Here is a 25,708-nt window from a genome sequence, read left to right as displayed (position 1 = left end):
TTTTTTTTAAATTATGATTATTTAATCTTTTGTAAATGTCTATAAACACTAGGTTCTGAAATATTTAAAAGCTCCGCAACTTTAGGAATAACACCTTTTACATTAAATACGCCTTTTTCATATAAACTAGCTATCATTTTTTGTTTTTCCTTCGGTTTTAAACTTTTATTTTTAAAACTTTCAATATCTATCCCCGTAATATCTTCAACGATTTCTTCTAAATCAAGTTTTATGTATTCTTTATTTTCTTGTTCAGGACTTTCATAAGAATTATCATAAATATTTCCAAGATTTAAAATTTCATCAGAGATTTTTTTAAATGCTGAAGTATCATGATTAATACAAAGCAAACCTTCAAGTTTTTCATCTTTTTTAATAAAAAAAGTAGAGCCTGACATTACTTGTGAGCTTTTAGCTGAAGTTTTATAATGTGTTATATAATCACGCTCTAAATAGATTTTGTTTTTAATCATTTCAATAGCAAAGCCTGTTAGAGGTGAATTTATAGTTCTTTTGCTAATATGATTATTAGCTATTTCTGCTATATTAGTACCATCTTCACTTACATCATGCAAAACTATTTCATAATTTCTTCCCAAAGCATCAGCAAGAAATTTCACTAATTTAATATAGTAAGTTCTTGTTTCTTTATCCATTAAACTCTCCTTGTTTTATTAATTTTGTAGTAAAAATATTTAAAATAAGAGTACTTATTCTTATTTTTCAACAATTTTAATACAAAATAAAAATAATTATGCTTAAAAAAAGATTATTTTTTCAAAAATAATAATTTTTATTGTTTAATTTTATTTTAATAATATAGGGATATAATTTATCAAATAATAAAAATTATTATTTATAAAAAGGAGAAAAGATGAAAAAACTAACCAATGATTTCGGAAATATCATAGCCGATAATCAAAATTCATTAAGCGCAGGTGCTAAGGGTCCACTTTTAATGCAAGATTATATTTTGTTAGAAAAACTTGCCCATCAAAATAGAGAAAGAATTCCAGAAAGAACTGTTCATGCAAAAGGGAGCGGTGCTTATGGGGAGCTTAAAATCACTAAAGATATTTCTCAATACACCAAGGCAAAAGTTTTACAGCTTGGAGAAAATACACCTTTATTTATAAGATTTTCAACCGTTGCAGGCGAAGCAGGTGCAGCTGATGCAGAAAGAGATGTAAGAGGTTTTGCTATTAAATTTTATACTAAAGAAGGAAATTGGGATTTAGTAGGTAATAATACTCCGACATTTTTTATAAGAGATGCATATAAATTTCCTGATTTTATCCACACTCAAAAAAGAGATCCAAGAACTCATTTAAGAAGCAATAATGCTGCATGGGATTTTTGGAGCCTTTGTCCTGAAAGCTTACATCAAGTTACTATTTTAATGAGTGATAGAGGAATTCCTGCAAGCTATCGTCATATGCATGGTTTTGGAAGTCACACTTATAGTTTGATTAATGATAAAAACGAAAGATTTTGGGTGAAATTTCATTTTAAAACCAAGCAAGGTATTAAAAATTTAACCAACGAAGAAGCGGCAAATTTAATAGCAAATGATAGAGAAAGTCATCAAAGAGATTTATATGAAGCTATTGAAAAAGGAGATTTTCCAAAATGGACTTTCCAAATTCAAGTTTTAAAAGAAGATGAAGCAGAAAAATTAGGTTTTAATCCTTTTGATTTAACTAAAGTTTGGCCACATAGTATTGTGCCTTTAATTGAAGTAGGCGAATTAGTACTTAATAAAAATGTACAAAATTACTTTAATGAAGTAGAACAAGCTGCATTTAGTCCAAGCAATATTGTTCCTGGTATTAGTTTTAGTCCTGATAAAATGTTGCAAGCTAGAATTTTTTCTTATCCTGACGCACACAGATATCGCATAGGGACAAATTATCATTTATTACCAGTTAATCGTGCAAAAAGTGAAGTAAATACTTATAATGTAGCAGGTGCTATGAATTTTGACACTTACAAAAATGGCCTTGCTTATTATGAACCAAATAGTTATGATGATAGTCCAAAAGAAGATAAAAATTACCTAGAGCCTGACTTAGCACTTGAAGGTAATGCGCAAAGATATGCTCCACTTGATAATGATTTTTACACCCAACCAAGAGCCTTGTTTGATATAATGAATCAAGATCAAAAAGAGCAATTATTTAAAAATATCGCTGCTTCTATGAGTGGGGTTGATAAAAAAATTATTGCTAGAGCATTAAGTCATTTTGAAAAAATTTCAAGTGAATATGCAAATGGCGTTAAAAAAGCTTTGAAAATGTAATTTTTACTTGCCACTTTAAAAGTGGCAAACTAAAGATTATAAAGGAAAAATATGTTTAGTAATGAAGAAGAAAAAAGAATTCAAGAGCTTTGCACTATGGCTTTTGATTACGCAAGACAAAATGATTTACAAAATTTAAAGATTATGATAGAAGCAGGTTTGAGTGTGAATTTAAAAAATCATAAAGGCGATAGTCTTTTAATGCTTGCAAGTTATCATAATGCTTATGAATGTGCTAAGTTTTTACTAGAAAATAATGCTAGGGTAGATGAGAAAAATGATAGAGGGCAAACTCCATTAGCAGGGGTGTGTTTTAAAGGATATTTACCTATGTGTAAGCTTTTGGTAGAACATGGAGCAAATATTGATGAAAACAATGGTCTTGGTATGACACCTTTTACTTTTGCGTTGATGTTTGGGCATAGAGATATAGTAGAATTTTTAACAAAGAATTCTAAAAAAAGTTTTCTTAAAAAAATAGCTTTTAGTGTATTAAAAATTTTCAAAAAATAGTTAATAATTTATAATATATTAAAAATATATTTTATTTATTTAAAATTATCAAAAAATTCTATTATTAAATTATAAATTTTTAAAATTTTTTATTATAGAAATAAAAAATTTAAGCTAAATTAAAATAAATTCAAATAAAATTACCCCTAATTTTTTAATGAAAGGATAACAAATGTCTAACAAAACAGAAAAATTATGGGGTGGGCGTTTTGATTTACCTACAAATAAATTAGTTGAAGAATATACTGCTTCACTACCAGTTGAGCCAAGACTTGCTCCTTTTGATATACAAGGTAGTATAATTCACTGCATCATGCTTGCAAAACAAGGTATTATAAAAGACGATGAAGCAAAAACTATCATTAAGGGCTTAGAACAAGTTAGAGAAGAAATTCAAAATGGAACCTTTGTTTTTGATATAGCTGATGAGGATATTCATATGGCTGTAGAAAAAAGAATGACACAAATCGTAGGTCCAGTAGGTGGAAAACTTCACACCGCAAGAAGTAGAAATGACCAAACTACTCTTGATTCAAAAATTCATATGAGAGCAGTTATTAAAGAAGTATTAACTCAAATTACTACTTTGCAAGAAGAAATCGTCCATCAAGCTCAAAAAAATATCAAAGCTATTATGCCAGGTTATACGCATTTGCAAACGGGCCAGCCAGTGCTTTTTTCACATTGGATTATGGCGTATTTTTGGATGTTAAGTAGGGATTATTCTCGTTTTGAGGATTTATATAAAAGAATGAATGAGTGTCCTTTGGGAGCAGCTGCACTTGGTGGAACTACATTTAATATAGACAGACATTTTTGTGCCAAAGAACTAGGCTTTACTAAACCAACAGAAAATAGCATTGATAGTGTAAGTGATAGAGATCATATGGTTGAATTTACTGCTATTGCTGCAATGTGTTTCATGCACCTTAGTCGTTTTTGTGAAGAGCTTATACTTTTTTCAAGTCAAGATTTTAAATTTATAGAATTAAGTGATGATTTTTGTACCGGTTCAAGCATAATGCCTCAAAAGAAAAATCCTGATGTAGCTGAAAAAATGCGTGGTAAGACAGGTAGAATGTATGGTAATGTTATGGCAATGCTAACTATTATGAAAGGTATTCCATTAGCTTATAATACTGATATGAGTGAAGATAAGGCTCAAGTTTATGATTCTATGGATACTTTAATGGCAAGTTTAAAAATTATAACTCCTATGATAGAAAAAATGCAAGTAAATGCTAATAATACAAGAGCAGCAGCTGCAAAAGGATTTTCAAATGCTACAGATATGGCTGATTATTTAGTAAGAAAAAATATACCATTTAGAGAAGCTCATAGTATAGTTGGTGGTGCTGTGAACTATTGTATTAAACATGGAAAAATGCTTGAAGAGCTTAGCATGGAAGAATTCCATCAATTTAATGAAAATATCCAAGAAGATATTTATGAAGCAATTGCTTTAGAAACTTGTATAGACGCAAGACTTTCTTATGGTGGTACAGGAACAAAAGTGGTATTAGAGCAAATTGAACATGCAAAAGAATTGTTGGATAAATGTAAAAAATAAACAATAAGGGCGAAGATTAGATGGATATTATTTTTATACTTCAACTTTTTATTATTTTTTCTATGATAGCCATAGGTGGTAGATATGGTGGTATAGGACTTGGGGTTGCAGGTGGGCTTGGTATGTGTATTTTGGTGTTAGTTTTTGGTATGCAACCAGCTTCACTTCCTGTGAGTGTTGTGTTTATTATACTTGCTGTGATTACTTGCGTGAGTGTTTTGCAAAGCGCAGGCGGGCTTGATTTGCTAGTAAAAATAGCTGAAAAAGCATTAAAGAAAAAACCTCAAGCTATTGTTTTTATGGGCCCATTAATCACATCCACATTTACAATATTTTGTGGTACTACTTATGTAGCTTTTTCTATTTATCCAGTGATTGCTGAAGTAGCTGCTCAAGCTAAAATTCGTCCTGAAAGACCACTTTCAGTTTCAGTTATAGCAGCAGGTATTGCAGTGGTAGCTTCTCCTATGAGTGCAGCCACTGCAGGTATGGTAGCCATTTTAGCCATTAGTGGTGTAGGACTTGTTCAAATATTAGCTGTGGTAATGCCAGCATTTTTAATTGGTGTTATATGTGCTTGTTTGAGCGTTTTTAAAAGAGGAAAAGAGCTTGAGCAAGATGAGGAATTTCAAAGAAGAGTAAGAGCAGGGGAATATCAGTTTTTAACTCAAGATAAACAAGAAGATAAACAAGAAACAGATCCTAAAGTAAAAAGAGCTTTATTAATATTTGCTTTGGGGATTTTAACCATTATTTTCTTTGGGACTTTTACAAATTTGTTACCTCACTATGAGCTTGCAAATGGTAAAATAGAAAGACTTTCTACCCCAAATTTAATTCAAATGATCATGCTTGCAACAGCTTGTTTAATTATGCTTTTTGCTAAAGTTCCTGCTAATAAACTTGGTGAAGCTTCTGTATTTAAATCAGGACTTATAGGCGTTGTAGGGGTTTTTGGTATAGCTTGGATGACAGGGACATTTTTTGAAGCTTACAAGCCTTTATTTAGTGATTCTTTATCACATATTGTAGAAGATTATCCGTATTTATTTGGCGTGGCTTTATTTGCCTTTTCTATGGTGATTTTTTCTCCAGCTGCAACAGTAGCTGCTTTGATGCCCTTGGGTGTGAGTTTGGGAATTCCTCCTCAAATTCTTATCGTGCTTTATCCTTGTGTGAGTGGAGATTTTATAGTTCCAGGAGCTAATCAAATAGCTTGTGTGGCTTTTGATAGAGCAGGCACAACAAAAATAGGAAAATTTGTGATCAATCACTCTTATTTAAGACCAGGTTTTGCTTTAATCATTGGTGCTGTTGTGAGTGCTTATTTTATATCGCAAATAGTTTTTTAGCTATTAAAGGCTATTTTTAAATTTTTGCAAATATCTATAGACGCTAGGTTCTGATATATTAAGTGACTTAGCAACTATAGGTATACTTCCTTTTATATTAAAAATTCCCTTTGAATGAAGCTTTTTAATAATCTCATCTTTTTGTTCAGTGCTTAAGCTATATCCTGAATTTAAATATTTTAAGTCTATGTTTTCAGCTAGAATATCTTCTATAGAATGACTAAGTGTTTCTATATTACTCACATTGTGTAAATTTACATTGTTTTGATTGTGAATATCTAATAAATCACTAAAATCATTAATTTTTTCTAGTTCTATGATTTTACTAATAGCATTTCTAAGTTCTGTGGTGTCGTGATTTATACATAAAATTCCTACAATTTTATTTTGGTTTTTTATAAAAAAGGTTGATCCAGTAACGATCTTAGACTTTCCAACCTTTGCTTTGTAATCACATAAAAAATCTTTATTTAAATATTCTTTTTCTTGTACAAGCTCACTCGCAAAAGAGGTTAATGGAGAATTGATTGTCCTTCCGCTAATATGATTATTTGCAATGGCTGCTATGTATGAACCCTCAGGTGAAATCACATGAAAAACTATTTCATACTGATCTCCAAGAACTTGCCCTAAAAATTGAGTGAGTTTGATAAATAATTCTTTTTGTTGTTCATCCATGATCTAGACCTTTTTGTTGTTTTTTGTTATTTTACAAAATATTTTCATCAAAGTTGTTAATATTTACAACAATAAAAAAAATTATTATTATGATAAAAAAATATTGACAATTTATTATTATGATGATAATATTATATTATGATTTCATTTAAACACAAGGAGTATACATGGCAAATTATCCAAAGGCTATAGGACCATATTCAGCTTATAGAGAAGCTAATGGTTTGTTATTTATTTCAGGACAACTTCCTATTAATCCACAAAGTGGAAACATAGAAAGTGAAGATGTAAAAGAACAAACAAGACAATCATTGTTAAATATCAAGGCTATATTAGAAGAAAATAATCTTTATTTTAATAATGTAGTTAAAACGACTTGCTTTTTGGCAAATATTGATGATTTTTTGGCTTTCAATGAGGTTTATTCTGAATTTTTCGCAGCTCCATATCCTGCAAGAAGTGCTTTTGCGGTAAAAGATCTTCCTAAAGGAGCAAAAGTGGAGATAGAGGTTATTGCTCATAAAGGATAGAGCATGTTGGGTTTATTTTTTGCAGGATGTTCTGTATTTTTACTTGTTTTTATGCTCTATAAAAAAATCAACGCCCACATAGCGTTGCTTTTAAGTGGTTTATTCTTGTTAGCTTTAGCAGGAATTTTTGGACTTTCTCCAATTATTAATGAAAAACAATCTTTACATTTAGGTCTTTTTGATATTTTCCAAGTAGTAAATACTAAAATGTCAAGTACTCTAGCAGGTCTTGGACTTACTTTAATGTGTATAGCAGGATTTTCTGCTTATATGGATCATGTAGGTGCAAGTTATGCTTTATTTAAAGTATTTGAAAGACCTTTAAAAGCTGTGAAATCACCTTATGTTTTATTGTTGGTTTCATATTTTGTGATCCAGTTTTTAGTGCTTTTTATACCTTCACATGCAGGTTTAGCACTTTTGCTTATGGTTACAATGTACCCTATTTTAGTGCGCTCAGGTGTTTCTAAGCTTTCTGCGCTTTCGATTATTGCTATTTGTCAATACATTGACCATGGCCCAGGAAGTGGTAATGTAATTTTAGCTGCAAAAACAGCTGAAATTGATCCTGCGGTATATTTTGTGCATTATCAGCTTCCTACAACTGTGCCTATTATCATAGCAGTGGGTATTGCGATTTATTTTTGCTCAAAATATTTTGATAAAAAAGAAAATTTCACATTTAACCGTGATGATGTTGAAAAAGAATTAGCAGAACATGATGGCAAAAGTGAAGAGCTTAAAAAACCACCTAGAATTTATGCGATTTTACCTATTATACCTTTAGTGTTAATTTTGGGCTTTAGTAGTGTTTTAGATAGCATTATGGTGTTAATAGGATTTACTACCATGGAAGAAGTTAAAGCAGCTTCATCTACTGCAATTAGGATGAATGTGCCAGTTGCTATGATGATTTCAACTTTTATAGCAATTATTTTTGAAATCATTCGTTATAAAAGTTTAATTGATACTTTAAATTCTATCATGGTATTTTTCAAAGGTATGGGACATTTGTTTGTAATCACAGTTTCTTTGATCGTTTGTGGCCAAGTTTTTGCAAGTGGCCTTTTATCGGTTGGTTTTGTAGATACTTTAATAGACTTTGCAAAAGATGCAGGTTTTGGAGTACTTGCTATCATCATAGCAGTTTCTATTTTACTTGCTGTGTGCGCATTTTTAATGGGTTCAGGAAATGCAGCATTTTTTTCTTTTGCACCACTCATTCCAAATATAGCAAAATCTTTTGGAGTTGAAACTATAACTATGATAGCACCTATCCAAATCATGACAGGTTTTGGTAGATGTGTTTCACCTATTGCACCAGCTATTTTGGCAATTTCAGCTATGGCTAAAGTAAATCCATTGCAAGTTGTAAAAAGAACAGCTATTCCTATGCTTGTAGCTGCTATTGTTAATGTGATTATGACTTATGTTTATTTGTAAAAAAGGACTTAAAATGAATAATAAAACTAAATTAATCCACCTAGGAAGAGGCGATCAAAGCGCTGAAGCAAGATCAGTTAATCCAACCTTAATGCGTGCATCAACCATACTTTTTAAAGATCATGCTACTTGGCAAAAATACCGCGAGCTAAGAAAAAATGAGCGTGTTTTGAGTTATGGTGCTAGAGGAACAGCTACAAATTTTGAACTTGAAAAACTTATTTGTGAGCTTGAGGGTGGTTATAGAGCACAACTTTTCCCAACAGGGCTTGCAGCATTAGCTATGGTGCTTTTAAATTATGCTAGTAAAGATGCTCATTTTTTAATCACTGATGCTATTTATGGACCTGTTAGAACAATTTGTGATTTATTTTTAACTAAAATGGGTGTAGAAATTGACTTTTTAAAAGCTGATGCTTCTGATGTAGAGGAAAAAATCAAACCAAACACAAAATTAATCCTTTGTGAAAGCCCAGGTTCTATACTTTATGAAATCATAGACTTACCAAAACTTTGCGAAATTGCGCACAAACATAACATACCAGTAGCGATTGATAATACTTATTCAAGCGGGTATTTTTTAAATCCGCTTGAGCTTGGAGCAGATATTTCAGTAATTGCAGCGACTAAGTACTTAAGCGGGCATTCAGATGTTACTATGGGTATAGTAGTGATTAATGAAAAAGAATGGAAAAATTTTGATAAATTACCAGAAGCTTTAGGATTTACTACAAGTCCTGATGATGCTTATTTAGTGCTTCGTGGTATGAGAACTTTAGATGTAAGAATGAAAGCACATGAAAAAAGTGCAGATGAGGTGGTAGAGTTTTTACAAAGTAGAAAAGAAGTTAAAACAATTTTTTATCCAAAATTAAAAACTCACCCAAACCATGAAGTTTTTATGCGTGATCATAAAGGCGCTAATGGTATGGTAACGATTGAATTTGCAGATGGTATTTCAAAAGAACAAGCTATTAAGTTTGTAGATAATTTAGAGTATTTTTCAATCGGTGCAAGCTGGGGTGGATATGAGAGTTTAGCTACTGTTACTACTCCACCAAGAACGGCAACAGATTGGAGCGCTAGAGGGCCTTTTGTGAGATTTCATATAGGTCTTGAAGATAGTAAGGATTTGATTGCTGATTTAAAACAAGCATTTGAAAAAATAAATTTTAAAGGATAAAACATGGGTGTGAGTGTATTTGATATGAGGTTGCTTCAAGATTCTTGGAGCACTCCTGCAATGAGAGCTATTTTTAGTGAAGAAAATAGAATTCAAAAATGGCTTGATGTAGAAGCTGCCCTGGCAAAAGCTCAAGCAAAACTTGGTATTATCCCTAATGAAGCAGCTATAGAAATAGCTAAAAAGGCTCATTATAAATTTATGGATATGGATTTTATTTTTGCTGAGTTTAAAAAGACTAAACACCCTTTAGTGCCTACTGTGCGTGGCTTGGAAAAAGCTTGTGAAAATGGTCTTGGTGAATATGTACATTTTGGTGTAACAACGCAAGATATCATTGACACAGGCATAGTTTTACAATTTAAAGAAGCTATGACTTTAATCAAGCAAGATTTAAAAGATATAGCTAAAAATTTAGCAAAAATCGCAAAAGAGCATAAGAACACTGCAATGATGGGAAGAACCTTAGCTTTACAAGCTTTACCTATAACTTTTGGACACAAAGTTGCAATTTGGCTAAGTGAGCTTAATCGCCACTATGAAAGAATTATCGAACTTGAAAAAAGATTATATGTAGGATTAATCGTAGGTGCAGTGGGAACTAAAGCAAGCTTAAGTGACAAGGCTGATGAAGTAGAAAAACTTACTTTAGAAAGTTTAGGTTTAGAAGTTCCTGACATCTCATGGCAACCAGCAAGAGATCGTTTTATTGAACTTGGTTATGTTTTAGGTAATATCAACGCAACCTTTAACAAAATAGCACATCAACTTTTAATTTTAGCTCATAATGAAATCGATGAAATTGCTGAGCCTTTTGGAAAAGGTCAAGTAGGAAGTTCTACTATGCCTCATAAAAGAAATCCCGCAGTAAGTGAAAACGCAGTGACTGTAAGTAATGCCCTAAGAGCTAATATTGCAATTTTAAGTGATATAGAAAGACATGAGCATGAAAGAGATGGTCAAGTTTGGAAAATGGAATGGAAGCTTTTACCAGAAGCATTTTTAATGCTTTCAGTGGTATTAGCAAATATGAAATTTGTCTTTGATGATTTAGAAGTTAAAAAAGACAAAATGTTAAAAAATCTTGATACGCTTAATGGCTTTGTATTGGCAGAACGCGTGATGTTTGCTTTGAGTGATCATTATGGTAAGCAACATGCACATGAAATTGTTTATGAAAATGCTATGAGAGGTATAGAAAATCATAAAACTTTTAAAGTTGTTTTGCTTGAAGATGAGCGTGTAAGTAAGGTTTTAAGTGAAAAAGACATTGATGTTTTAATGGATGCTACAACTTATGTAGGTTATGCACCAAAATTAGTTGATGAGTTCTTAGAAAAAATCGCTAATGCACCAATTCTAAAGTAGGAAAAAATGTATTTAAGTGAAAAACTAGCCGAATTTATCGTAAATTTAGACTATGAAGCTATTCCTAGTGAAGTAAAGCAAAGAGCAAAAGAGCTTATGCTTGATGCACTAGGAACAGCCCTAGCTGCTAAAAATGAAGCTTGTGTTTTAAATGCAACTAAGACTTTTGAAACTTTAAGTGTAAATCCTAGTGAAAAAATTTGGAGTGGGGATAAAAAGCTTGATGTAATTTATACTGCGATGGTAAATGCTATTGCAGCGCATGCCCTTGATTTTGATGATACTCATACTGAAGCTATTCTGCACGCTAGTGCTATTTTAACTCCACTTTGTTTAACTTATGGATTTAGTGTAAGTAAAGATGGAAAGAAAGTTTTAAAAGCCTTTATTATTGGTTGGGAAATTGCTGCTAGAGTGGGTATAGCAAGCAAAGGAAGTTTCCACAAATGCGGCTTTCATACTACAGCTATAGCAGGAATTTTTGGTAGTGTGGCTGCAAGTTGTGTTTTGCTTGATTTAAACAAAGAACAAATCATCAATGCGCTAGGTTTAGCAGGAAGTTTTGCAAGCGGGGTAAATGAATTTTTATCTAATGGGTCTAATTCTAAAGTTTTACACATAGCTAATGCTTTGAAAAATGGAATTTTAGTAGCAAATTTCGCAAAAGCTAATATGAGCGGTCCTTTGAGTATATTTGAAGGAAGGGATAATGTCTTTAGAACTTTTGGCTTAGAAGATGAATGTGATAAAAATGAACTTTGTAAGGGTTTAAATGAAATTTGGCAAGTAATGCAAGTTTCGTTAAAACCTTATCCAAGTTGTCATTTTGCACATGGGCTTATTGATTGTGCTATGAGTTTAAGGAACGATGGCTTAAAAGCGCAAGATATCAAAAGTTTGCATTGCTTTGTAGATGAAGTGCCAATTTCATTTATCTGTGATCCAATAGAAGCAAAATACACTCCACAAAGTGCTTATGCGGCCAAATTTTCCATGCCTTTTTTAATGGCTTTAGCGTTTTTTGATGGCAAAATTACTTTAAAATCTTATGAAAATTTAAATAGAGCTGAACTAATAGAATTTGCTAAAAAAATTAGCTATGAGAAGAAAAAATCTAGCTGTTTCCCTAAATACTTTCCAGGACATTTAGAAGCTGTTTTAAATGATGGAAGAGTAATTAAAAAAGATGTGTTTATAAATAAAGGAAATTTTGATAATCCTTTAAGTTTTGATGAATTAAAAGATAAATTTCTTTCTAATGCTAGCATAGCACTTTCTTTAGAAAAGGCTGAGGAATTAGTCAAAAAGCTTCAAAATTTAGAAAATCTAAATGATTTTGATTTCTAGCAATCTCATTTTTTGAGATTGCTTATTATTTTAAAAAATAAATAATTGAATTTTTTATATAATGTCTTATCTTAGTTTTTGTAAGGAAAAACATGACTTTAGATACATTAAAAGACAATGAAGAAGCCTTTATAGTAGGCTTTGAAGCAGATAAACAACTCCAAGCAAGACTTTTTAGTTTTGGTTTTGCAAAAAACAAAAAAGTTAAAAAAATTCGCTCTTCTATAGCAAATTCTACTATTATGGTAGAACTTGATACAACTTGCGTGATTTTACGCTCAAGTGAAGCAAAAATAATACAAATTTCAAAAGAGTTTTAATGAAAGAAATCATCGTTGCTTTAGTAGGTCAGCCAAATGTTGGTAAAAGTTTATTAATTAACGCACTATGCAAAGCTAATATGAAAGTTGGAAATTTTAGCGGTGTTACGGTTGAAAAGGCTGAGGCTAGATTAGTTTATAAAAATTATGAGTTTAAATTTATAGATTTACCAGGAACTTATGCATTAGATGGTTATAGCGAAGAAGAAAAAATTACAAAAGATTTTTTAAAAAAGGGTAAATTTGATCTTGTAGTAAATGTGCTTGATTCTACAAATTTAGAGCGTAATTTGATTTTGAGTGCATCTTTAATAGAAGCTAAAATCAAAATGATTATGGCTTTAAATATGCAAGATGAAGCTAAAAATGAAGGTTTTAGTATAGATTTTAAAATTTTATCCCAACTTCTAAATACACCTTGTCTTGGCGTGTGCGCTAAAACTAAAGAAAATCTAAATGCACTTTTGGATTTAATCATTTCAACCTATGAAGCTAAATTTGAAGCCAAAGAGCGTGTTTATAGTGATATTATAGAAGAAGAACTTGCAAAAATAAGTGAATTTTTAAATCAAAATGAAATTACTTATTTAGATTTTTCTACAAAAGATTTAGCGATAGCTTTGCTTAAAAATGAAGTTAATATAGTCATTTCGCACGCTTTGAGGAAAATACTTGATGAAGCTTTAGAAAAAATTTATATGGCATATCATAGCAAAGATATGGAAAGTATTTTTAAAGAAGAGCTGATTGCTTTTGCAAATGGTATATGTGTTAAGGTTTTAAGCAAGAGTGTTAAGTATAAAAATCATACTAAAGAAATAGATTCTATTTTAATTAATAAATTTTTAGGAATTCCTATATTTTTGTTTTTTATGTGGGCTTTATTTCAACTAACCTTTACTTTAGGTCAAATCCCTATGGATTATATAGAAATGTTTTTTGCTAATTTAGGTGATATGGTAAAAAATAATATTAGCAATGAATTTATCGCTTCAGCCTTAGCTGATGGTGTTTTAGGTGGGGTTGGTGCGGTTATAACTTTTTTACCAAATATTATGATTTTATTTTTTGGTATAGCCTTGCTTGAAACAACTGGATATATGGCTAGGGTTGCATTTTTATTAGATGGAATTTTATACAAATTTGGCTTACATGGTAAAAGTTTTATCCCTTTAATCACGGGTTTTGGCTGTTCAGTACCTGCATTTATGGCTACAAGAACTTTAAAAAATAAAAAAGATAGATTATTAACTCTTTTTATTATTAATTTTATGAGTTGTGGCGCAAGACTTCCTGTATATGTGCTTTTTGTTGGAGTGTTTTTTTCTACTGATGTGGCGGGAAATTATCTTTTTGGGATTTATCTTTTGGGTGCGTTTTTGGGTTTGATTGCAGCTAAGATTTTAAGAATGAGCGCTTTTAGAGGGCAAGATGAACCTTTTGTAATGGAAATGCCAAAATATAGAATGCCAAATTGGAATTTGGTATGGTTTATGGTGTTTAATAAAGCCAAAATGTATTTAAAAAAAGCAGGAACATTTATTTTGATAGCTTCTTTGCTTATTTGGTTTGCGAGTAATTTTCCTGCACAAAAAAATAATACTCAAGATGCTTTAACTCAAGAACTTCAGATAGAAAATAGTTATCTTGGACAATTTGGCAAAGCAATAGAGCCCATTTTTGCACCACTTGGCTTTGATTGGAAACTTAGTGTATCTTTGGTAAGTGGTTTGGCGGCTAAAGAAGTGATGATTTCTACTATGGGTGTGCTTTATTCTTTAGGTGATGAAGTTGATGAGACAAGTTTAAATTTACAAGAGGCTATAAAAGAAAACATCCCTTTTAGCACAGCAGTAGCTTTTATACTTTTTGTTATGATTTATAATCCTTGCTTTGCAGCAACTATAGTTTTTGCTAAAGAAGCAGGAAATAAAAAATATGCATGGTATCTTTTTATATTTACATCTTTATGTGCGTATTTGATCGCTTTTTTTGGGATTAATATTGCTAAATTGATAATTTAATCATCTTTATGATGATTAAATTTCCATTTTTTGCTCTAAAGAGTGTTGCCAAAAGGCCGTTTCAAGTCTTATAGTAGTATAAAAAATTTCGTTTAATTTTTTAAATTTTTCTTCACTAATGCTATTTGCATAAGAATTAAAAAAGTCTTTAAATTCTTTAATTTCATCTTGAAATTCTTTACCTGCATAGGTTAAAATCCACTCTTTGTAAGGATGATTTTCTAAGCTTTTTTCACTAAGTCCTTTATAAATTTCTTCCCCTATATATGCATAACCTATAGCGCAAGCACTCAAAGCACACAGCATATCCAAATAATCTCCATTTTGTCCCACACTTAGTAAGTATCTTGTATAAGCAATATTAGTTAAACTTTCATCTTTATAGTCAAGTTTTTCTACATCAATGCCTAGTTTTAAAATACTTCTGTGAAGTTCCAATTCTCCTTCTAAAGTGTAGTTTTGATTTTTAATAGCAAATTGAATTTCTTTAGCGTTATTTGCATTTAAAGCAAGCAGGGCATAGCATTTTGCATAATTATTTAAAAAGATATAATCTTGTTTAAGATAAAACAAAAATGTATCTTTTTCTAAAGTACCATTTTGAAGTTTTTTTACAAATTCATGATGGATGTATTGTTCCCAAGTTTTTTTATTTTCTTTTGCAAGTTTATCCAAAAGCATAAATTTCCTTTGCTAAAATTTAAGCTTTTATTTAAACACAGATAATTAAATTTTTCGTAATAATCTTTAATTTTTAACTTTTTAAACAAGAAATTTATTTTTTTATTGTAAAATGCGTTTTAATTTTTTAAACTAGGAGATAAAAATGGCAATTTTTGATGATGTAAAAAAAGTAGTTGTTGAGCAACTTAGTGTTGATGAAGATGCAGTTAAAATGGAATCTAAAATCATTGAAGATTTGGGTGCTGACTCTTTGGATGTTGTTGAATTAGTTATGGCTTTAGAAGAAAAATTTGATGTAGAAATTCCAGACAGTGATGCTGAAAAACTAGTAAAAATTGAAGATGTTGTTAATTATATAGAAAATCTTCAAAAATAATTTTAATTTTTAATAAGGAGTGCGGTTTGAAACGCGTTGTAGTAACAGGTATAGGAATGATCAATGCTCTTGGCTTAGACAAAGATAGCTCATTTAAAGCAATTTGTGATGGCAAAAGTGGCGTTGATAAAATCACCCTTTTTGATACCACTGATTTTCCAGTGCAAATTGCTGCTGAAGTAAAAAATTTTGATCCTTTAAGTGTCTGCGATGCTAAAGAGGTTAAAAAAATAGATCGTTTTATACAACTTGGTATTAAAGCAGCAAGAGAAGCTATGGAAGATGCTAAATTTGATGAAACTTTAAACAAAGAAGAATTTGGTGTAGTTTCAGCAGCTGGTATAGGTGGTTTACCAAATATAGAAAAAAATTCCGTTACTTGCGCACAGCGTGGACCACGCAAAATAACTCCTTTTTTCATACCATCAGCTTTGGTTAATATGCTTGGTGGAATTATATCAATCGAGCATGGATTACAAGGACCAAATATCTCATGCGTGACTGCTTGTGCAGCAGGAACTCATGCTATAGGCGAAGCATATAAAAGCATAGCTTTAGGCAATGCAGATAAAATGCTTGTAGTGGGAGCTGAAGCAGCTATTTGTGCTGTAGGTATAGGTGGCTTTGCTGCTATGAAAGCTCTTTCTACTAGAAATGATGATCCAGCTAAAGCTTCAAGGCCATTTGATAAAGAAAGAGATGGTTTTGTGATGGGTGAAGGTGCTGGTGCTTTGGTTTTTGAAGAGTATGAGGCTGCTAAAAAGCGTGGAGCTAAAATTTATGCTGAGTTGGTAGGTTTTGGCGAAAGTGCAGATGCACATCATATCACTTCACCTACTTTAGAAGGGCCATTGCGTGCTATGAAAAAAGCCTTAAAAATGGCAGGAAATCCAAAAGTAGATTATATTAATGCACACGGAACTTCTACTCCAGTAAATGATAAAAATGAAACAGCAGCTATTAAAGAACTTTTCAAAGATCAAATTCCTTTAGTTAGTTCTACAAAAGGTCAAACAGGACATTGTTTAGGTGCTGCTGGTGCTATTGAAGCTGTTATTTCTTTAATGGCACTTGATCAAGGTGTATTACCGCCAACTATCAATCAAATCGTAGCAGATGAAAATTGCGATCTTGACTATATACCAAATACTGCAAGAAAAAGCGAAGTTAATGTTGTAATGAGCAATTCTTTTGGTTTTGGTGGAACAAATGGTTGTGTGATTTTCAAAAAAGTAGATTAATATGGCTTCTTATTTAGATTTTGAAAAAAATATTCAGCAAATTGATGAAGATTTAGCAAATGCTAAAATCAAAGGTGATGATGAAGCAGTAAAAATTTTAGAAAAAAACCTTGAAAAAGAAACTCAAAAAGTTTATAAAAATTTAAGCGATTACCAACGCTTACAGCTTGCAAGACATCCTGATCGTCCTTATGCGCTTGATTATATTCAAGCTATACTAAGTGATGCTTATGAAATTCATGGTGATCGTGCTTTTAGAGATGATCCTGCTATTGTGTGTTATGCAGGTTATATAGGTGGGAAAAAAATTATTGTTATAGGTGAGCAAAAAGGTAGAGGTACTAAAGATAAACTTCATAGAAATTTTGGTATGCCTCATCCTGAAGGTTATAGAAAAGCTCTAAGAGTAGCAAAAATGGCTGAAAAATTTGACATACCGGTGTTATTTTTAGTGGATACTCCAGGTGCTTACCCAGGAGTGGGTGCTGAAGAGCGTGGTCAAAGTGAGGCTATAGCTAGAAATTTATACGAGTTAAGCGCCCTTAAAACAATCACTATAGCAGTAGTTATAGGTGAAGGTGGAAGTGGTGGTGCTTTGGCTATAGGAGTAGCTGATAAACTTGCTATGATGAAAAATTCAGTTTTTTCTGTGATTTCACCTGAGGGTTGTGCTGCTATTTTATGGAATGATCCATCAAAAAGTGAAGCTGCTACTAAGGCGATGAAAGTAACTGCTGATGATTTAAAAACTCAAGGTTTAATAGATGATGTTATCGAAGAGCCAATGAGTGGAGCTCATAGAGATAAAGAAAATGCGATTAAAAATTTAAGTGATTATATCTTAAAAGCTATAGAAGAGTTAGAACAATACGATAAACGCGAATTAGCCGCATTAAGAATGCAAAAAATCTTTAAATTTGGTGCTTTTGCTGAATGATTTGCATTTTTATGCAAATTTCAACTTTTTTTAAAAAAACTATTGTATAATTACAACTTCAATTCAGTGGTTGGATAGCTCAGTCGGTAGAGCAGCAGACTGAAAATCTGCGTGTCGGCAGTTCGATTCTGCCTCTAACCACCATCTTCATTTTCTATTATAAAAATCATCTAATTTTTGAAGTTCATTTTCACTAAATCCTGCTTGTATTCTAGCTGTTTTATTATATACTTTTCCTAAAAGATTAAATTCTTTATATTTGGCACAAAGATCAAGGTAATCATCATTTTCATTTTTTGCATAATTCCACCAAAAATCTCCTTTATTTACATGTTTAATCTCATCATTTAATATAATGGTAAAAATTTCATTGAATAAACTTTTTATAGGATGATTAGTTGTGTTTAATTTTTCTAAGACAAAAGGATTGGCATCAAGTCCTTTTGCTTCAAGTCCTCTATGCACTATGCCCATTCTGTGAGCAAGATTATCTTTGGTTAAAAATAAGGCTTTTTCAAGATTATCATGGGCATAGAAATCTCCATATTTAAAACCAAGTTCATTTAAAGTTTTTTCTAAAAGCAAAAAATGCTTAATTTCCTCATCAGCTACCTCAAGCCAATCTTGATAAAATTTCAATGGCAAATTTTTAAATCTATAACTAGCATCTAAGGCCAAATTTATAGCACTATATTCTATATGTGCAACTGAATGTAATATTTTAGCTAAAGATGAAGTACTATTTGCCTCTTTTGGACGCCTTATTTTCATAGGATGAAGGATTTTAACTTGTGAGTTTTCATAAATGATCGCTTCATGTGAATGATTAAAATCATATAAATTAGTTTTAAAATTTTCATAAAATTCATTAAATAATTCAATCTTTTTAAAAATATCTTTGTGATATAAAATTTTTTCTAATTCTTCAAAAAAATTTCTTTTCATTTTTAAACCTTGTTAAATATTATATAAGATAAAAAAGTATAATATAAAAATTTTGAAAATTTAAAAAGGTTTGCTAAAAATATGTTTAATGTCATACATGCTCTTTTTTTTAGAGAGTTAAAGACAAGATTTGGTATTAATAAATATTTGGGCTATTTTTGGGTAATCGGAGAGCCTATGATGGTAGTTTTGGTAATCACTTCTATTATAACAGCTATTAGAGAATTTCATCATCAAATCATGCCTGAAGGTGTTTCTATCTTTTTATTTTTAGCAGTAGGGATTATACCTTTTTTTATGTTTAGAAGCATTATTAATCAGCTTTTAAATGGTATTAGTTCTAATCTAACTTTATTTGCTTATAAACCTATTCGCCCTATACATGTATTTATTGCTAGGGCTATGCTTGAATTTTGTATTTATTTTACTATTTTTATTTGTGTAATGTTTTTAGCAGGTTGGTTTTTGCATATGCAAGTTATACCTAAGCATTTTCTAGAAGTGATGTTTTCGTTTTTTTTGCTTGTGGTATTTGGCTTTGCTATGGGGATGTGTTTTGCTATAGCAGGACATTTTGCAGAGCCTTTAAAAATGGCTTTAAATTATTTAAATATAGTTTTATACTGGACAGCTTTGGTGGTATTTCCTATATGGATAGTTCCAAAACCTATTTTAGACATTTTATATTACAATCCACTTTTACATATTATGGAACTTTTAAAATATAATTTTTTTCAAAATTATCCATTACTTGATGATTATAATTACTATTATCCTATTGCATGTTTGAGTGTGATTTTGTTTTTGGGATTGTTTTTTTATTATTTTACTAGAGAAAAGTTGATAGCGGTGCGATGATAAAATTAGTTAATTTAACAAAATCTTTTCCTTTACGTAATGGTGAAAGGCATTATGTTTTTAAAAACTTAAGTTTTGAATTTCCTGAAAATTGCAGTATAGGTTTAATGGGACGCAATGGTGCTGGAAAATCAACCTTAATGAAACTTTTAAGCGGCTCCTTGCTTCCTGATAGAGGTAAGATTATAACTAATAAAAAACTATCTTGGCCATTAGGTTTGGCAGGCGCATTTCAACACAGACTTTCAGCAAGAGATAATGCACGCTTTGTAGCTAGAGTATATGGTTATAAAGGAAAGGCTTTAGAGGAAAAGATTAAATTTGTTGAAGATTTTGCCGAGCTTGGAAAATTTTTCGATGAGCCTATGAATACTTACTCAGCTGGTATGAGCGCTAGAATATCTTTTGGCTTAAGTATGGCTTTTGATTTTGATTATTATTTAATTGACGAAGCAGGTGCTGTGGGAGATCCTAAATTTAGAGAAAAAAGCTCTAAAATCTATAAAGAAAAATTAAGTAGGTCAAAAGTTATTATGGTTTCGCATAATGTAGCTGAAATTAAACAATGGTGTGATAAAATTATATTCATGCAAGATGGACAAGCTACTATATATGATGATGTAGATGAGGGTATAGCGGTATATCAAGGAAAAGTAAATGCAAAATGACTTATTAAAAAAACTTAAAAATTTAAAGATACTTAATTCTTTTAAAATAGTGTTGATTTTGACAGCATTTGTTGTATTTTATTATGTTTTTATAGCAGCAAATCGCTATGTGAGTGAAAGTGTTTTAAGTGTGAAATCAACGACAGGAGATAGCGGAGCTATTACTGGAATTGCTGCATTTTTGACTAATAATTCTTTTTCAAGCGAGGATATTAATTATTTAAAATCTTATATTCATTCTTTAGATATGTTAAATATCTTAGAAGAAAAAGTTCAAATTCGTGAGTTATATCAAAAACAAAAACTTGATTTTTTTTATAGTATTTCCTCATCAGCCAATCAGGAAGAGTTTTTAAAGTATTATCAAAACCGTGTTAAAATTACTCAAGAAAACTCAGCTAATGGGCTTTTGCGTGTAGAAGTTGAAGGTTTTGATCCACAAAGTGCACATTTGATAGCTTCAACTATAGTTAAAGAAAGTGAAAAATTTATCAATGAAATTTCACACAAAGCCGCAAGAGATCAAATGCAATTTGCTGAAGAAGAACTTTTGCAGTTTAAAAAAAGATATCAAAAGGCTAAAGATGAGCTTTTAGCTTTTCAAAATAAATATGGGGTATTTGATCCACTCAAACAAGCAGAGGGCACTCTAAAACTCATAGCTGAACTTGAATCAAAAATAGCAGCCAAAGAAGCTGAGCTTTTAATGATGCAAAGTTATATAAATGATAATGCACCACAAATTGTTACTATAAAAAGTGAAATCACAGCCTTAAAAAAACAACTTCAAAAAGAAAAATCCAAAGTTTCATCCCCAAAATCCTCTCAAAAACTTAACGATCTTGCAGCTAAATTCCAAGATCTAACCATAGAGGCAGGTTTTGCAGAAAGTGCTTACACAGCTGCATTAAAAGCTTATGAGAGTGCTAGGATAGAGGCCTTAAGAAAGATAAAGCAGGTGGTTATAGTTCAAAGTCCAAGCTTACCTCAAAGTGCTAAATATCCAGAAGCTTTGTATAATATACTCACAGCTTTTATGGTTTTATCTTTGATTTATGGAATTGTTAAATTTATTAAAATGATTATAGAGGAGCATAGATACTAATGAGAAAGATATTTTTACTTTTACTTTTACCTTTGTTTTTATTTTCAGCAGTAGATGTTTCTCAAATTGCAAAAACACAAGCAGATAGTATAAAGCAAATTCAAGATAAAAAATTTTTACAAAGTGATTTAAATAAAACAGTAATTATAAATACTAAAGTTTTTGGTGCGCATTTGTTTAATGGAAACTTTACTAAATTTACTCAACATGTTTATAATCCTGATTATAAACTAGCAGTAGGCGATAGGATTAATGTAAAAATTTGGGGTGCGGTAGAGTTTATACAAACCTTAACAGTAGACTCTCAAGGAAATATTTTTATACCAAAAGTAGGTGCGATTAATCTTTTGGGTGTGAAAAATAGTGCTTTGGTACAAGTTATTACAAAAGCTATTAATAAAATTTATAAAAGCAATGTCTATGTATATGCGGATATGGATATTTATCAAAATGTATCGGTATTTGTTACAGGAAATGTAAATCAACCAGGCCTTTATCAAGGATTAAGTTCAGATTCTATTATACAGTATTTAGATAAAGCAAGCGGTATTAATCTAGAATATGGTAGTTTTAGAGATATTCAAATTTTAAGAGATAATAAAGTCATTAAAAAAGTAGACTTGTATGATTTTTTACTTAAGGGTCAGCTTGATCTTTTTCCTTTTAGAATGGGTGATGTGATCTTAGTGGGTAGTGTGCAAAAGTATGTTTTTGTTGAAGGAGATGTGCAAAAGCCTTTTAGATTTGAGTTAAGTAATGATATTTTAAATTTAGAAGATATAGCCAAAGTTGCAGGAGCTAAACCTATAGTAACTAATGCTGTGGTAAAAAGCTATAGAGATGATCATAAATTACATGTGGATGCTTACAGCAAAAAGCAGTTTTTAGGTGTGAAGTTATACAATGGCGATGAGATAGAATTTAGACCTGATTATACTGCGCAAAATATTAGTATTAGTATAGAAGGTGAGCATAGTGGTTTGCACTCAGTAGTGATAAAAAAGGGTACAACCTTGGCTGAACTTGCTAAAATGATTACAGTTAATGATCAATCAAACATTAATGCTTTACAAGTTTTTAGAAAAAGTGTAGCAGCTACCCAAAAACAACTTATTGAAGCCCAACTTAAAGAGCTTGAAACACTAGCTCTAACAAGTTCTTCAGTTAATGCTGAGCAAGCTAGCATTAGAGCTACTCAAGCTAAAACGATTTTAGAATTTATTGCGCGTGCAAAACAAGCTCAACCAAAAGGACAAATCGTTATAGACAATGTCAAAGCGTATAATTCTATAGTATTAGAAGAAGGTGATGTGGTAAATGTACCTAGTAAAAATAATCTTGTTTTGGTTCAAGGTGAAGTTTCTATACCAGGTGCATTTGTATATATGGATAAAGAAAAATTAAGATATTATATTAACCTAGCGGGTGGTTTTAGCGATAGGGCTGATATATCAAGAGTTTTAGTAATTAATGCTAATGGTAAAGCAACTAAATACAGCGGTAGAAGTTCAGCAGATATAAAAGCGGGAGATTCTATTTTAGTTTTACCAAAAGTAGATAGTCAAAATCTCCAAATTTTTAGCATGCTAACACAAATTTTATATCAAATAGCTATTGCAACTAATGTAGTGTTAAATATATAGGAATTTAGATGAGCCAAATAGATGCGATTAAAATAGCCAAAGAAGTTTTTGAGATAGAGTCAAAAACGATTTTAGATTTATGTGATAATTTAGATGAAGGTTTTAATAAAGCCATTGAGTTGATTTTATCTATCAAAGGTAGATGTGTAGTAAGCGGTATGGGTAAATCAGGTCATATAGGGGCTAAGATAGCTGCAACCTTAGCTAGTACAGGTACCCCGAGCTTTTTTATGCATCCGGGCGAAGCATTGCATGGAGATCTTGGTATGCTTACAAGCGAGGATGTGCTTTTGGCTATTTCAAATTCAGGAGAAACTGAAGAGGTTTTAAAACTTATACCTGTGATTAAAAAAAGAAAAATTCCTTTGATCGTCATGGCAGGAAATCAAAATTCTACTTTAGCTAAACAAGCAGATATTTTTATAAACATAGCAGTAAAAAAAGAAGCTTGCCCACTTCAGCTTGCTCCAACTTCTTCTACTACGGCCACTTTAGCTATGGGTGATGCTATAGCAGTAGCTTTGATGAGAGCAAGGAATTTTAGACCTGATGATTTTGCTTTATTTCACCCAGGAGGAAGCTTGGGTAGAAAGCTTTTGACTAGGGTGGGTGATTTGATGGTGTCAAATAATCTACCTATGGTAAGCCCTGAGAGTGAATTTAATGAGTTGGTTGATGTGATGACTAGTGGTAAGTTAGGGCTTTGTATAGTACTTGAGAATGAAAAACTAGTTGGAATCATCACAGATGGGGACTTAAGAAGAGCTTTAAGGGCAAACGGTAAGCCAAGATTTGATTTTAAAGCTAAAGAAATCATGAGCGATAGTCCAAAAACCATAGAAGCAAGTGCTATGGCAAGCGAGGCAGAAGAGCTTATGCTAAAACATAAAATTAAAGAAATAGTTGTCACTCAAGATGAAAAAATAGTAGGCATTATACAACTTTATGCGATAGGTAATGTGTGAAGCTTTCCATTGTTATACCTTTTGGTTTAAGTAAGGAAAGAATTTATATAAAAGATCGTGTTATTCAAAAAGCATGTGAGTTTAAAAGTGATGATAGAGTTGAATATATTTTTGTTGAAGGGTATTCTTCTTTAGAAAATGATTTAAAGTGTATTATCAAAGAAAATGGGCATATTTATCATAAAGATGAAAGTCAAAAAGATTTTTTCTCCCAAGGAAAATGCCGCAACCTTGGTGCATCTTTTGCAAATTCAGATGTTGTGATGTTTTTAGATGTGGATTATTATTTATCACAACAATTTTTAGAGTATATTTTAGATCTTATTGATATCAAAGAAATATCCTTAAAACCAAATCATATTTTGTCTTTACCAGTTGTATTTTTAAATCAAAAGGGTAACGAGTTTATTTATACTCAAGATAAAAAATTATGGGATGGTTTGATAAAAAATGATTTAATTAGCGGAAAAAAAGAGTGGATCAAATTTTTTGCTCCAAGTTCTACTTCTAGTATAGTGATTAATAGGCATAAATTTTTAACACTTGGTGGAAATGATGAGCAATTTATAGGCCACGGATATGAGGATTTTGATCTTTTAGCAAGAATTTTATACTCTTGTATTGATTTAGAGCAAATACCAGCTAATTTAAACTATGATGCAAGAAATTGGAATTTTAAAAATTTTGAAGGATTTAGAGCTTGGTTTGCTTTACTTGGATATGAAGCAAGTTTTCATGGGGTGTATTTATATCATTTTCATCATGATGAACCAAATCAAAATGGTTACATGGATAATAAACATAAAAATCATCAAAGATTTTATAAACATATATCAAATATTAAATCACATTCTATAAAGCATTTATGCGATAAAAGTGTTTACCGAGATAATGTTTTATTTATTCATTCCAAGGAAACATTATATTCCATAAAAGAAATACTACCTTATATAGGTAATATTATATATATAAATGAAGATAATTTAATTTACAAAAGCCAAAAAGAACTCGAAAGTATAATCACGGAAAAACAAATTCATAAAGTTTTGCTTTTCAATGGACACATTAAAAATGAAAATCTATTAGATTTTTTTCAAAAGCTAGATTTAGAGATTTTTTATTTTGAAAAAGGAATTTTACCCGAGTCATATTTGATAACTAGTAACAAAAATAAAATGTTAGAATTTGATAAAACTTTATATCAAGATGAAATAACGCAAACAAGATTGTATTTAAAAAGTTTATCAAAAGAAGACAATGATAAAATTTTAAATTTTATGGTAGAAAAAAATATAGATAAAAATGATTTAGATTTTTTTGTAAATTTTTTAATTAATGATTTATACTGTTTTGGTAAAAAAGAACAAGAAATTATAAAATTTTATAAGATAAATCTAGAAAATAAAAAAATATTTTTTAAAGATATTCAAAAAAGCAAATATAGTCTAAATTCTTTGATTTATAAGCCTTTTATATACGAAATTTCATCATTTTCATTTATAAAAATGTTTAATAAATATATAGGTTTAAAGCTTGTGCAAACTAAAATTTCTCATACGAAGTTTTATCGTTTACTTCGAAAGTTTTTTTATAATCCGAATAATTTTTTTAGTGATTCTAAATTTTTTAAAAAGTTTAAAAATGCAAACTAAAACCATT

The 25,708-nt window shown here is 30.7% G+C and carries 24 protein-coding genes and 1 tRNA gene; 21 read left to right on the top strand and 4 right to left on the bottom strand.

Annotated elements, in window-relative coordinates; genetic code table 11:
* Positions 1-17 precede the first annotated feature (17 nt).
* Positions 18-656, bottom strand: coding sequence for a transcriptional regulator (locus L8W57_RS02050; protein WP_220566805.1), 639 nt, complete (start codon positions 654-656; stop codon positions 18-20).
* Positions 657-874: 218 nt separating this feature from the next.
* Here L8W57_RS02050 and L8W57_RS02045 point away from each other — a divergent pair, with 218 nt between their 5' ends.
* From L8W57_RS02045 to L8W57_RS02030, 4 genes are all read left to right on the top strand, one after another.
* Positions 875-2,299, top strand: a complete 1,425-nt coding sequence (locus tag L8W57_RS02045; RefSeq protein WP_263661904.1) for a catalase — start codon at positions 875-877, stop codon at positions 2,297-2,299.
* A gap of 51 nt (positions 2,300-2,350) precedes the next feature.
* Positions 2,351-2,812: an ankyrin repeat domain-containing protein gene (locus L8W57_RS02040; RefSeq protein WP_220566807.1), complete on the top strand. Its 462-nt coding sequence runs from the start codon at positions 2,351-2,353 to the stop codon at positions 2,810-2,812.
* Between the two features lie 172 nt (positions 2,813-2,984).
* Positions 2,985-4,382 carry an argininosuccinate lyase gene (argH, locus tag L8W57_RS02035; RefSeq protein WP_263661903.1) on the top strand — a complete coding sequence of 466 codons (1,398 nt, stop codon included), beginning with the start codon at positions 2,985-2,987 and terminating at the stop codon, positions 4,380-4,382.
* A 20-nt stretch (positions 4,383-4,402) separates the two neighbouring features.
* Positions 4,403-5,734, top strand: coding sequence for an anaerobic C4-dicarboxylate transporter family protein (locus L8W57_RS02030; RefSeq protein ID WP_263661902.1), 1,332 nt, complete (start codon positions 4,403-4,405; stop codon positions 5,732-5,734).
* A 3-nt stretch (positions 5,735-5,737) separates the two neighbouring features.
* On the opposite strand, the gene L8W57_RS02025 is transcribed toward L8W57_RS02030, so the two are convergent.
* Entirely contained in the window at positions 5,738-6,412 is a 675-nt protein-coding gene (locus tag L8W57_RS02025) for a transcriptional regulator (protein ID WP_133319588.1), read from the bottom strand.
* Positions 6,413-6,579: 167 nt separating this feature from the next.
* Between L8W57_RS02025 and L8W57_RS02020 the strand changes: the two genes are divergently transcribed.
* The 7 genes from L8W57_RS02020 to feoB all read left to right on the top strand — a co-directional run bounded on the left by L8W57_RS02020 (position 6,580) and on the right by feoB (position 14,627).
* Positions 6,580-6,942 carry a Rid family detoxifying hydrolase gene (locus tag L8W57_RS02020; protein ID WP_044598311.1) on the top strand — a complete coding sequence of 121 codons (363 nt, stop codon included), beginning with the start codon at positions 6,580-6,582 and terminating at the stop codon, positions 6,940-6,942.
* A gap of 3 nt (positions 6,943-6,945) precedes the next feature.
* Entirely contained in the window at positions 6,946-8,385 is a 1,440-nt protein-coding gene (gene dcuC, locus L8W57_RS02015; protein ID WP_263661901.1) for a C4-dicarboxylate transporter DcuC, read from the top strand.
* Between the two features lie 13 nt (positions 8,386-8,398).
* Positions 8,399-9,568, top strand: coding sequence for a trans-sulfuration enzyme family protein (locus L8W57_RS02010; protein WP_263661900.1), 1,170 nt, complete (start codon positions 8,399-8,401; stop codon positions 9,566-9,568).
* Positions 9,569-9,571: 3 nt separating this feature from the next.
* Positions 9,572-10,936: an adenylosuccinate lyase gene (gene purB / locus L8W57_RS02005; protein WP_263661899.1), complete on the top strand. Its 1,365-nt coding sequence runs from the start codon at positions 9,572-9,574 to the stop codon at positions 10,934-10,936.
* A 6-nt stretch (positions 10,937-10,942) separates the two neighbouring features.
* Positions 10,943-12,283 (top strand): MmgE/PrpD family protein, encoded by a 1,341-nt coding sequence (locus L8W57_RS02000; protein WP_263661898.1) that lies wholly within the window; start codon positions 10,943-10,945, stop codon positions 12,281-12,283.
* A gap of 92 nt (positions 12,284-12,375) precedes the next feature.
* A complete protein-coding gene (locus L8W57_RS01995) occupies positions 12,376-12,603 on the top strand; it encodes a FeoA family protein (RefSeq protein WP_039627920.1) in 228 nt (75 codons plus the stop codon).
* Complete coding sequence (gene feoB / locus L8W57_RS01990; protein WP_263661897.1) at positions 12,603-14,627, top strand: ferrous iron transport protein B; 2,025 nt, start codon at positions 12,603-12,605, stop codon at positions 14,625-14,627. Before L8W57_RS01995 ends, feoB begins: the two co-directional genes overlap by 1 nt.
* Before the next feature lie 15 nt (positions 14,628-14,642).
* Here feoB and tenA read toward each other — a convergent pair whose 3' ends face one another.
* A complete protein-coding gene (gene tenA / locus L8W57_RS01985; protein ID WP_263661896.1) occupies positions 14,643-15,308 on the bottom strand; it encodes a thiaminase II in 666 nt (221 codons plus the stop codon).
* 145 nt (positions 15,309-15,453) lie between these two features.
* On the opposite strand from tenA, the gene acpP reads away from it, so the two are divergent.
* The 4 genes from acpP to L8W57_RS01965 all read left to right on the top strand — a co-directional run bounded on the left by acpP (position 15,454) and on the right by L8W57_RS01965 (position 18,009).
* Entirely contained in the window at positions 15,454-15,687 is a 234-nt protein-coding gene (gene acpP / locus L8W57_RS01980; protein ID WP_039617517.1) for an acyl carrier protein, read from the top strand.
* 26 nt (positions 15,688-15,713) lie between these two features.
* Positions 15,714-16,928, top strand: coding sequence for a beta-ketoacyl-ACP synthase II (locus tag L8W57_RS01975; RefSeq protein ID WP_263661895.1), 1,215 nt, complete (start codon positions 15,714-15,716; stop codon positions 16,926-16,928).
* Between the two features lies 1 nt (position 16,929).
* On the top strand, positions 16,930-17,865 hold the full coding sequence (locus L8W57_RS01970; RefSeq protein ID WP_133319580.1) for an acetyl-CoA carboxylase carboxyltransferase subunit alpha: 936 nt from the start codon (positions 16,930-16,932) through the stop codon (positions 17,863-17,865).
* A 68-nt stretch (positions 17,866-17,933) separates the two neighbouring features.
* A tRNA-Phe gene (locus tag L8W57_RS01965) sits at positions 17,934-18,009 on the top strand.
* A gap of 3 nt (positions 18,010-18,012) precedes the next feature.
* Here L8W57_RS01965 and L8W57_RS01960 read toward each other — a convergent pair.
* Complete coding sequence (locus tag L8W57_RS01960) at positions 18,013-18,810, bottom strand: ferritin-like domain-containing protein (RefSeq protein ID WP_133319579.1); 798 nt, start codon at positions 18,808-18,810, stop codon at positions 18,013-18,015.
* Positions 18,811-18,891: 81 nt separating this feature from the next.
* On the opposite strand from L8W57_RS01960, the gene L8W57_RS01955 reads away from it, so the two are divergent.
* Genes L8W57_RS01955 through L8W57_RS01930 form a run of 6 tightly spaced genes read left to right on the top strand, consistent with a single transcriptional unit; the run spans position 18,892 to position 25,701 of the window.
* Positions 18,892-19,668, top strand: a complete 777-nt coding sequence (locus L8W57_RS01955) for an ABC transporter permease (protein WP_133319578.1) — start codon at positions 18,892-18,894, stop codon at positions 19,666-19,668.
* Positions 19,665-20,336: an ABC transporter ATP-binding protein gene (locus L8W57_RS01950; protein ID WP_133319577.1), complete on the top strand. Its 672-nt coding sequence runs from the start codon at positions 19,665-19,667 to the stop codon at positions 20,334-20,336. Before L8W57_RS01955 ends, L8W57_RS01950 begins: the two co-directional genes overlap by 4 nt.
* Positions 20,326-21,441 carry a capsule biosynthesis protein gene (locus L8W57_RS01945; RefSeq protein ID WP_133319576.1) on the top strand — a complete coding sequence of 372 codons (1,116 nt, stop codon included), beginning with the start codon at positions 20,326-20,328 and terminating at the stop codon, positions 21,439-21,441. The genes L8W57_RS01950 and L8W57_RS01945 overlap by 11 nt, the downstream gene beginning before the upstream one ends.
* Positions 21,441-23,084 (top strand): polysaccharide biosynthesis/export family protein, encoded by a 1,644-nt coding sequence (locus tag L8W57_RS01940; protein ID WP_133319575.1) that lies wholly within the window; start codon positions 21,441-21,443, stop codon positions 23,082-23,084. The genes L8W57_RS01945 and L8W57_RS01940 overlap by 1 nt, the downstream gene beginning before the upstream one ends.
* Before the next feature lie 8 nt (positions 23,085-23,092).
* Entirely contained in the window at positions 23,093-24,049 is a 957-nt protein-coding gene (locus L8W57_RS01935) for a KpsF/GutQ family sugar-phosphate isomerase (RefSeq protein WP_412175278.1), read from the top strand.
* On the top strand, positions 24,046-25,701 hold the full coding sequence (locus tag L8W57_RS01930; RefSeq protein ID WP_133319574.1) for a galactosyltransferase-related protein: 1,656 nt from the start codon (positions 24,046-24,048) through the stop codon (positions 25,699-25,701). The genes L8W57_RS01935 and L8W57_RS01930 overlap by 4 nt, the downstream gene beginning before the upstream one ends.
* Positions 25,702-25,708 lie beyond the last annotated feature (7 nt).

Origin of the sequence: Campylobacter sp. IFREMER_LSEM_CL1890 (assembly GCF_025772045.1) — a bacterium.
Taxonomy (GTDB): domain Bacteria; phylum Campylobacterota; class Campylobacteria; order Campylobacterales; family Campylobacteraceae; genus Campylobacter_D; species Campylobacter_D lari_D.
This window is presented reverse-complemented; position numbering and strand designations above follow the sequence as displayed.

Bases quoted from the DNA above. Each gene is read 5' to 3' on its own strand.
- L8W57_RS02050 (WP_220566805.1), bottom strand. From the start codon at position 656: ATGGATAAAGAAACAAGAACTTACTATATTAAATTAGTGAAATTTCTT.
- L8W57_RS02045 (WP_263661904.1), top strand. From the start codon at position 875: ATGAAAAAACTAACCAATGATTTCGGAAATATCATAGCCGATAATCAA.
- L8W57_RS02040 (WP_220566807.1), top strand. From the start codon at position 2,351: ATGTTTAGTAATGAAGAAGAAAAAAGAATTCAAGAGCTTTGCACTATG.
- argH (WP_263661903.1), top strand. From the start codon at position 2,985: ATGTCTAACAAAACAGAAAAATTATGGGGTGGGCGTTTTGATTTACCT.
- L8W57_RS02030 (WP_263661902.1), top strand. From the start codon at position 4,403: ATGGATATTATTTTTATACTTCAACTTTTTATTATTTTTTCTATGATA.
- L8W57_RS02025 (WP_133319588.1), bottom strand. From the start codon at position 6,412: ATGGATGAACAACAAAAAGAATTATTTATCAAACTCACTCAATTTTTA.
- L8W57_RS02020 (WP_044598311.1), top strand. From the start codon at position 6,580: ATGGCAAATTATCCAAAGGCTATAGGACCATATTCAGCTTATAGAGAA.
- dcuC (WP_263661901.1), top strand. From the start codon at position 6,946: ATGTTGGGTTTATTTTTTGCAGGATGTTCTGTATTTTTACTTGTTTTT.
- L8W57_RS02010 (WP_263661900.1), top strand. From the start codon at position 8,399: ATGAATAATAAAACTAAATTAATCCACCTAGGAAGAGGCGATCAAAGC.
- purB (WP_263661899.1), top strand. From the start codon at position 9,572: ATGGGTGTGAGTGTATTTGATATGAGGTTGCTTCAAGATTCTTGGAGC.
- L8W57_RS02000 (WP_263661898.1), top strand. From the start codon at position 10,943: ATGTATTTAAGTGAAAAACTAGCCGAATTTATCGTAAATTTAGACTAT.
- L8W57_RS01995 (WP_039627920.1), top strand. From the start codon at position 12,376: ATGACTTTAGATACATTAAAAGACAATGAAGAAGCCTTTATAGTAGGC.
- feoB (WP_263661897.1), top strand. From the start codon at position 12,603: ATGAAAGAAATCATCGTTGCTTTAGTAGGTCAGCCAAATGTTGGTAAA.
- tenA (WP_263661896.1), bottom strand. From the start codon at position 15,308: ATGCTTTTGGATAAACTTGCAAAAGAAAATAAAAAAACTTGGGAACAA.
- acpP (WP_039617517.1), top strand. From the start codon at position 15,454: ATGGCAATTTTTGATGATGTAAAAAAAGTAGTTGTTGAGCAACTTAGT.
- L8W57_RS01970 (WP_133319580.1), top strand. From the start codon at position 16,930: ATGGCTTCTTATTTAGATTTTGAAAAAAATATTCAGCAAATTGATGAA.
- L8W57_RS01960 (WP_133319579.1), bottom strand. From the start codon at position 18,810: ATGAAAAGAAATTTTTTTGAAGAATTAGAAAAAATTTTATATCACAAA.
- L8W57_RS01955 (WP_133319578.1), top strand. From the start codon at position 18,892: ATGTTTAATGTCATACATGCTCTTTTTTTTAGAGAGTTAAAGACAAGA.
- L8W57_RS01950 (WP_133319577.1), top strand. From the start codon at position 19,665: ATGATAAAATTAGTTAATTTAACAAAATCTTTTCCTTTACGTAATGGT.
- L8W57_RS01945 (WP_133319576.1), top strand. From the start codon at position 20,326: ATGCAAAATGACTTATTAAAAAAACTTAAAAATTTAAAGATACTTAAT.
- L8W57_RS01940 (WP_133319575.1), top strand. From the start codon at position 21,441: ATGAGAAAGATATTTTTACTTTTACTTTTACCTTTGTTTTTATTTTCA.
- L8W57_RS01935 (WP_412175278.1), top strand. From the start codon at position 23,093: ATGAGCCAAATAGATGCGATTAAAATAGCCAAAGAAGTTTTTGAGATA.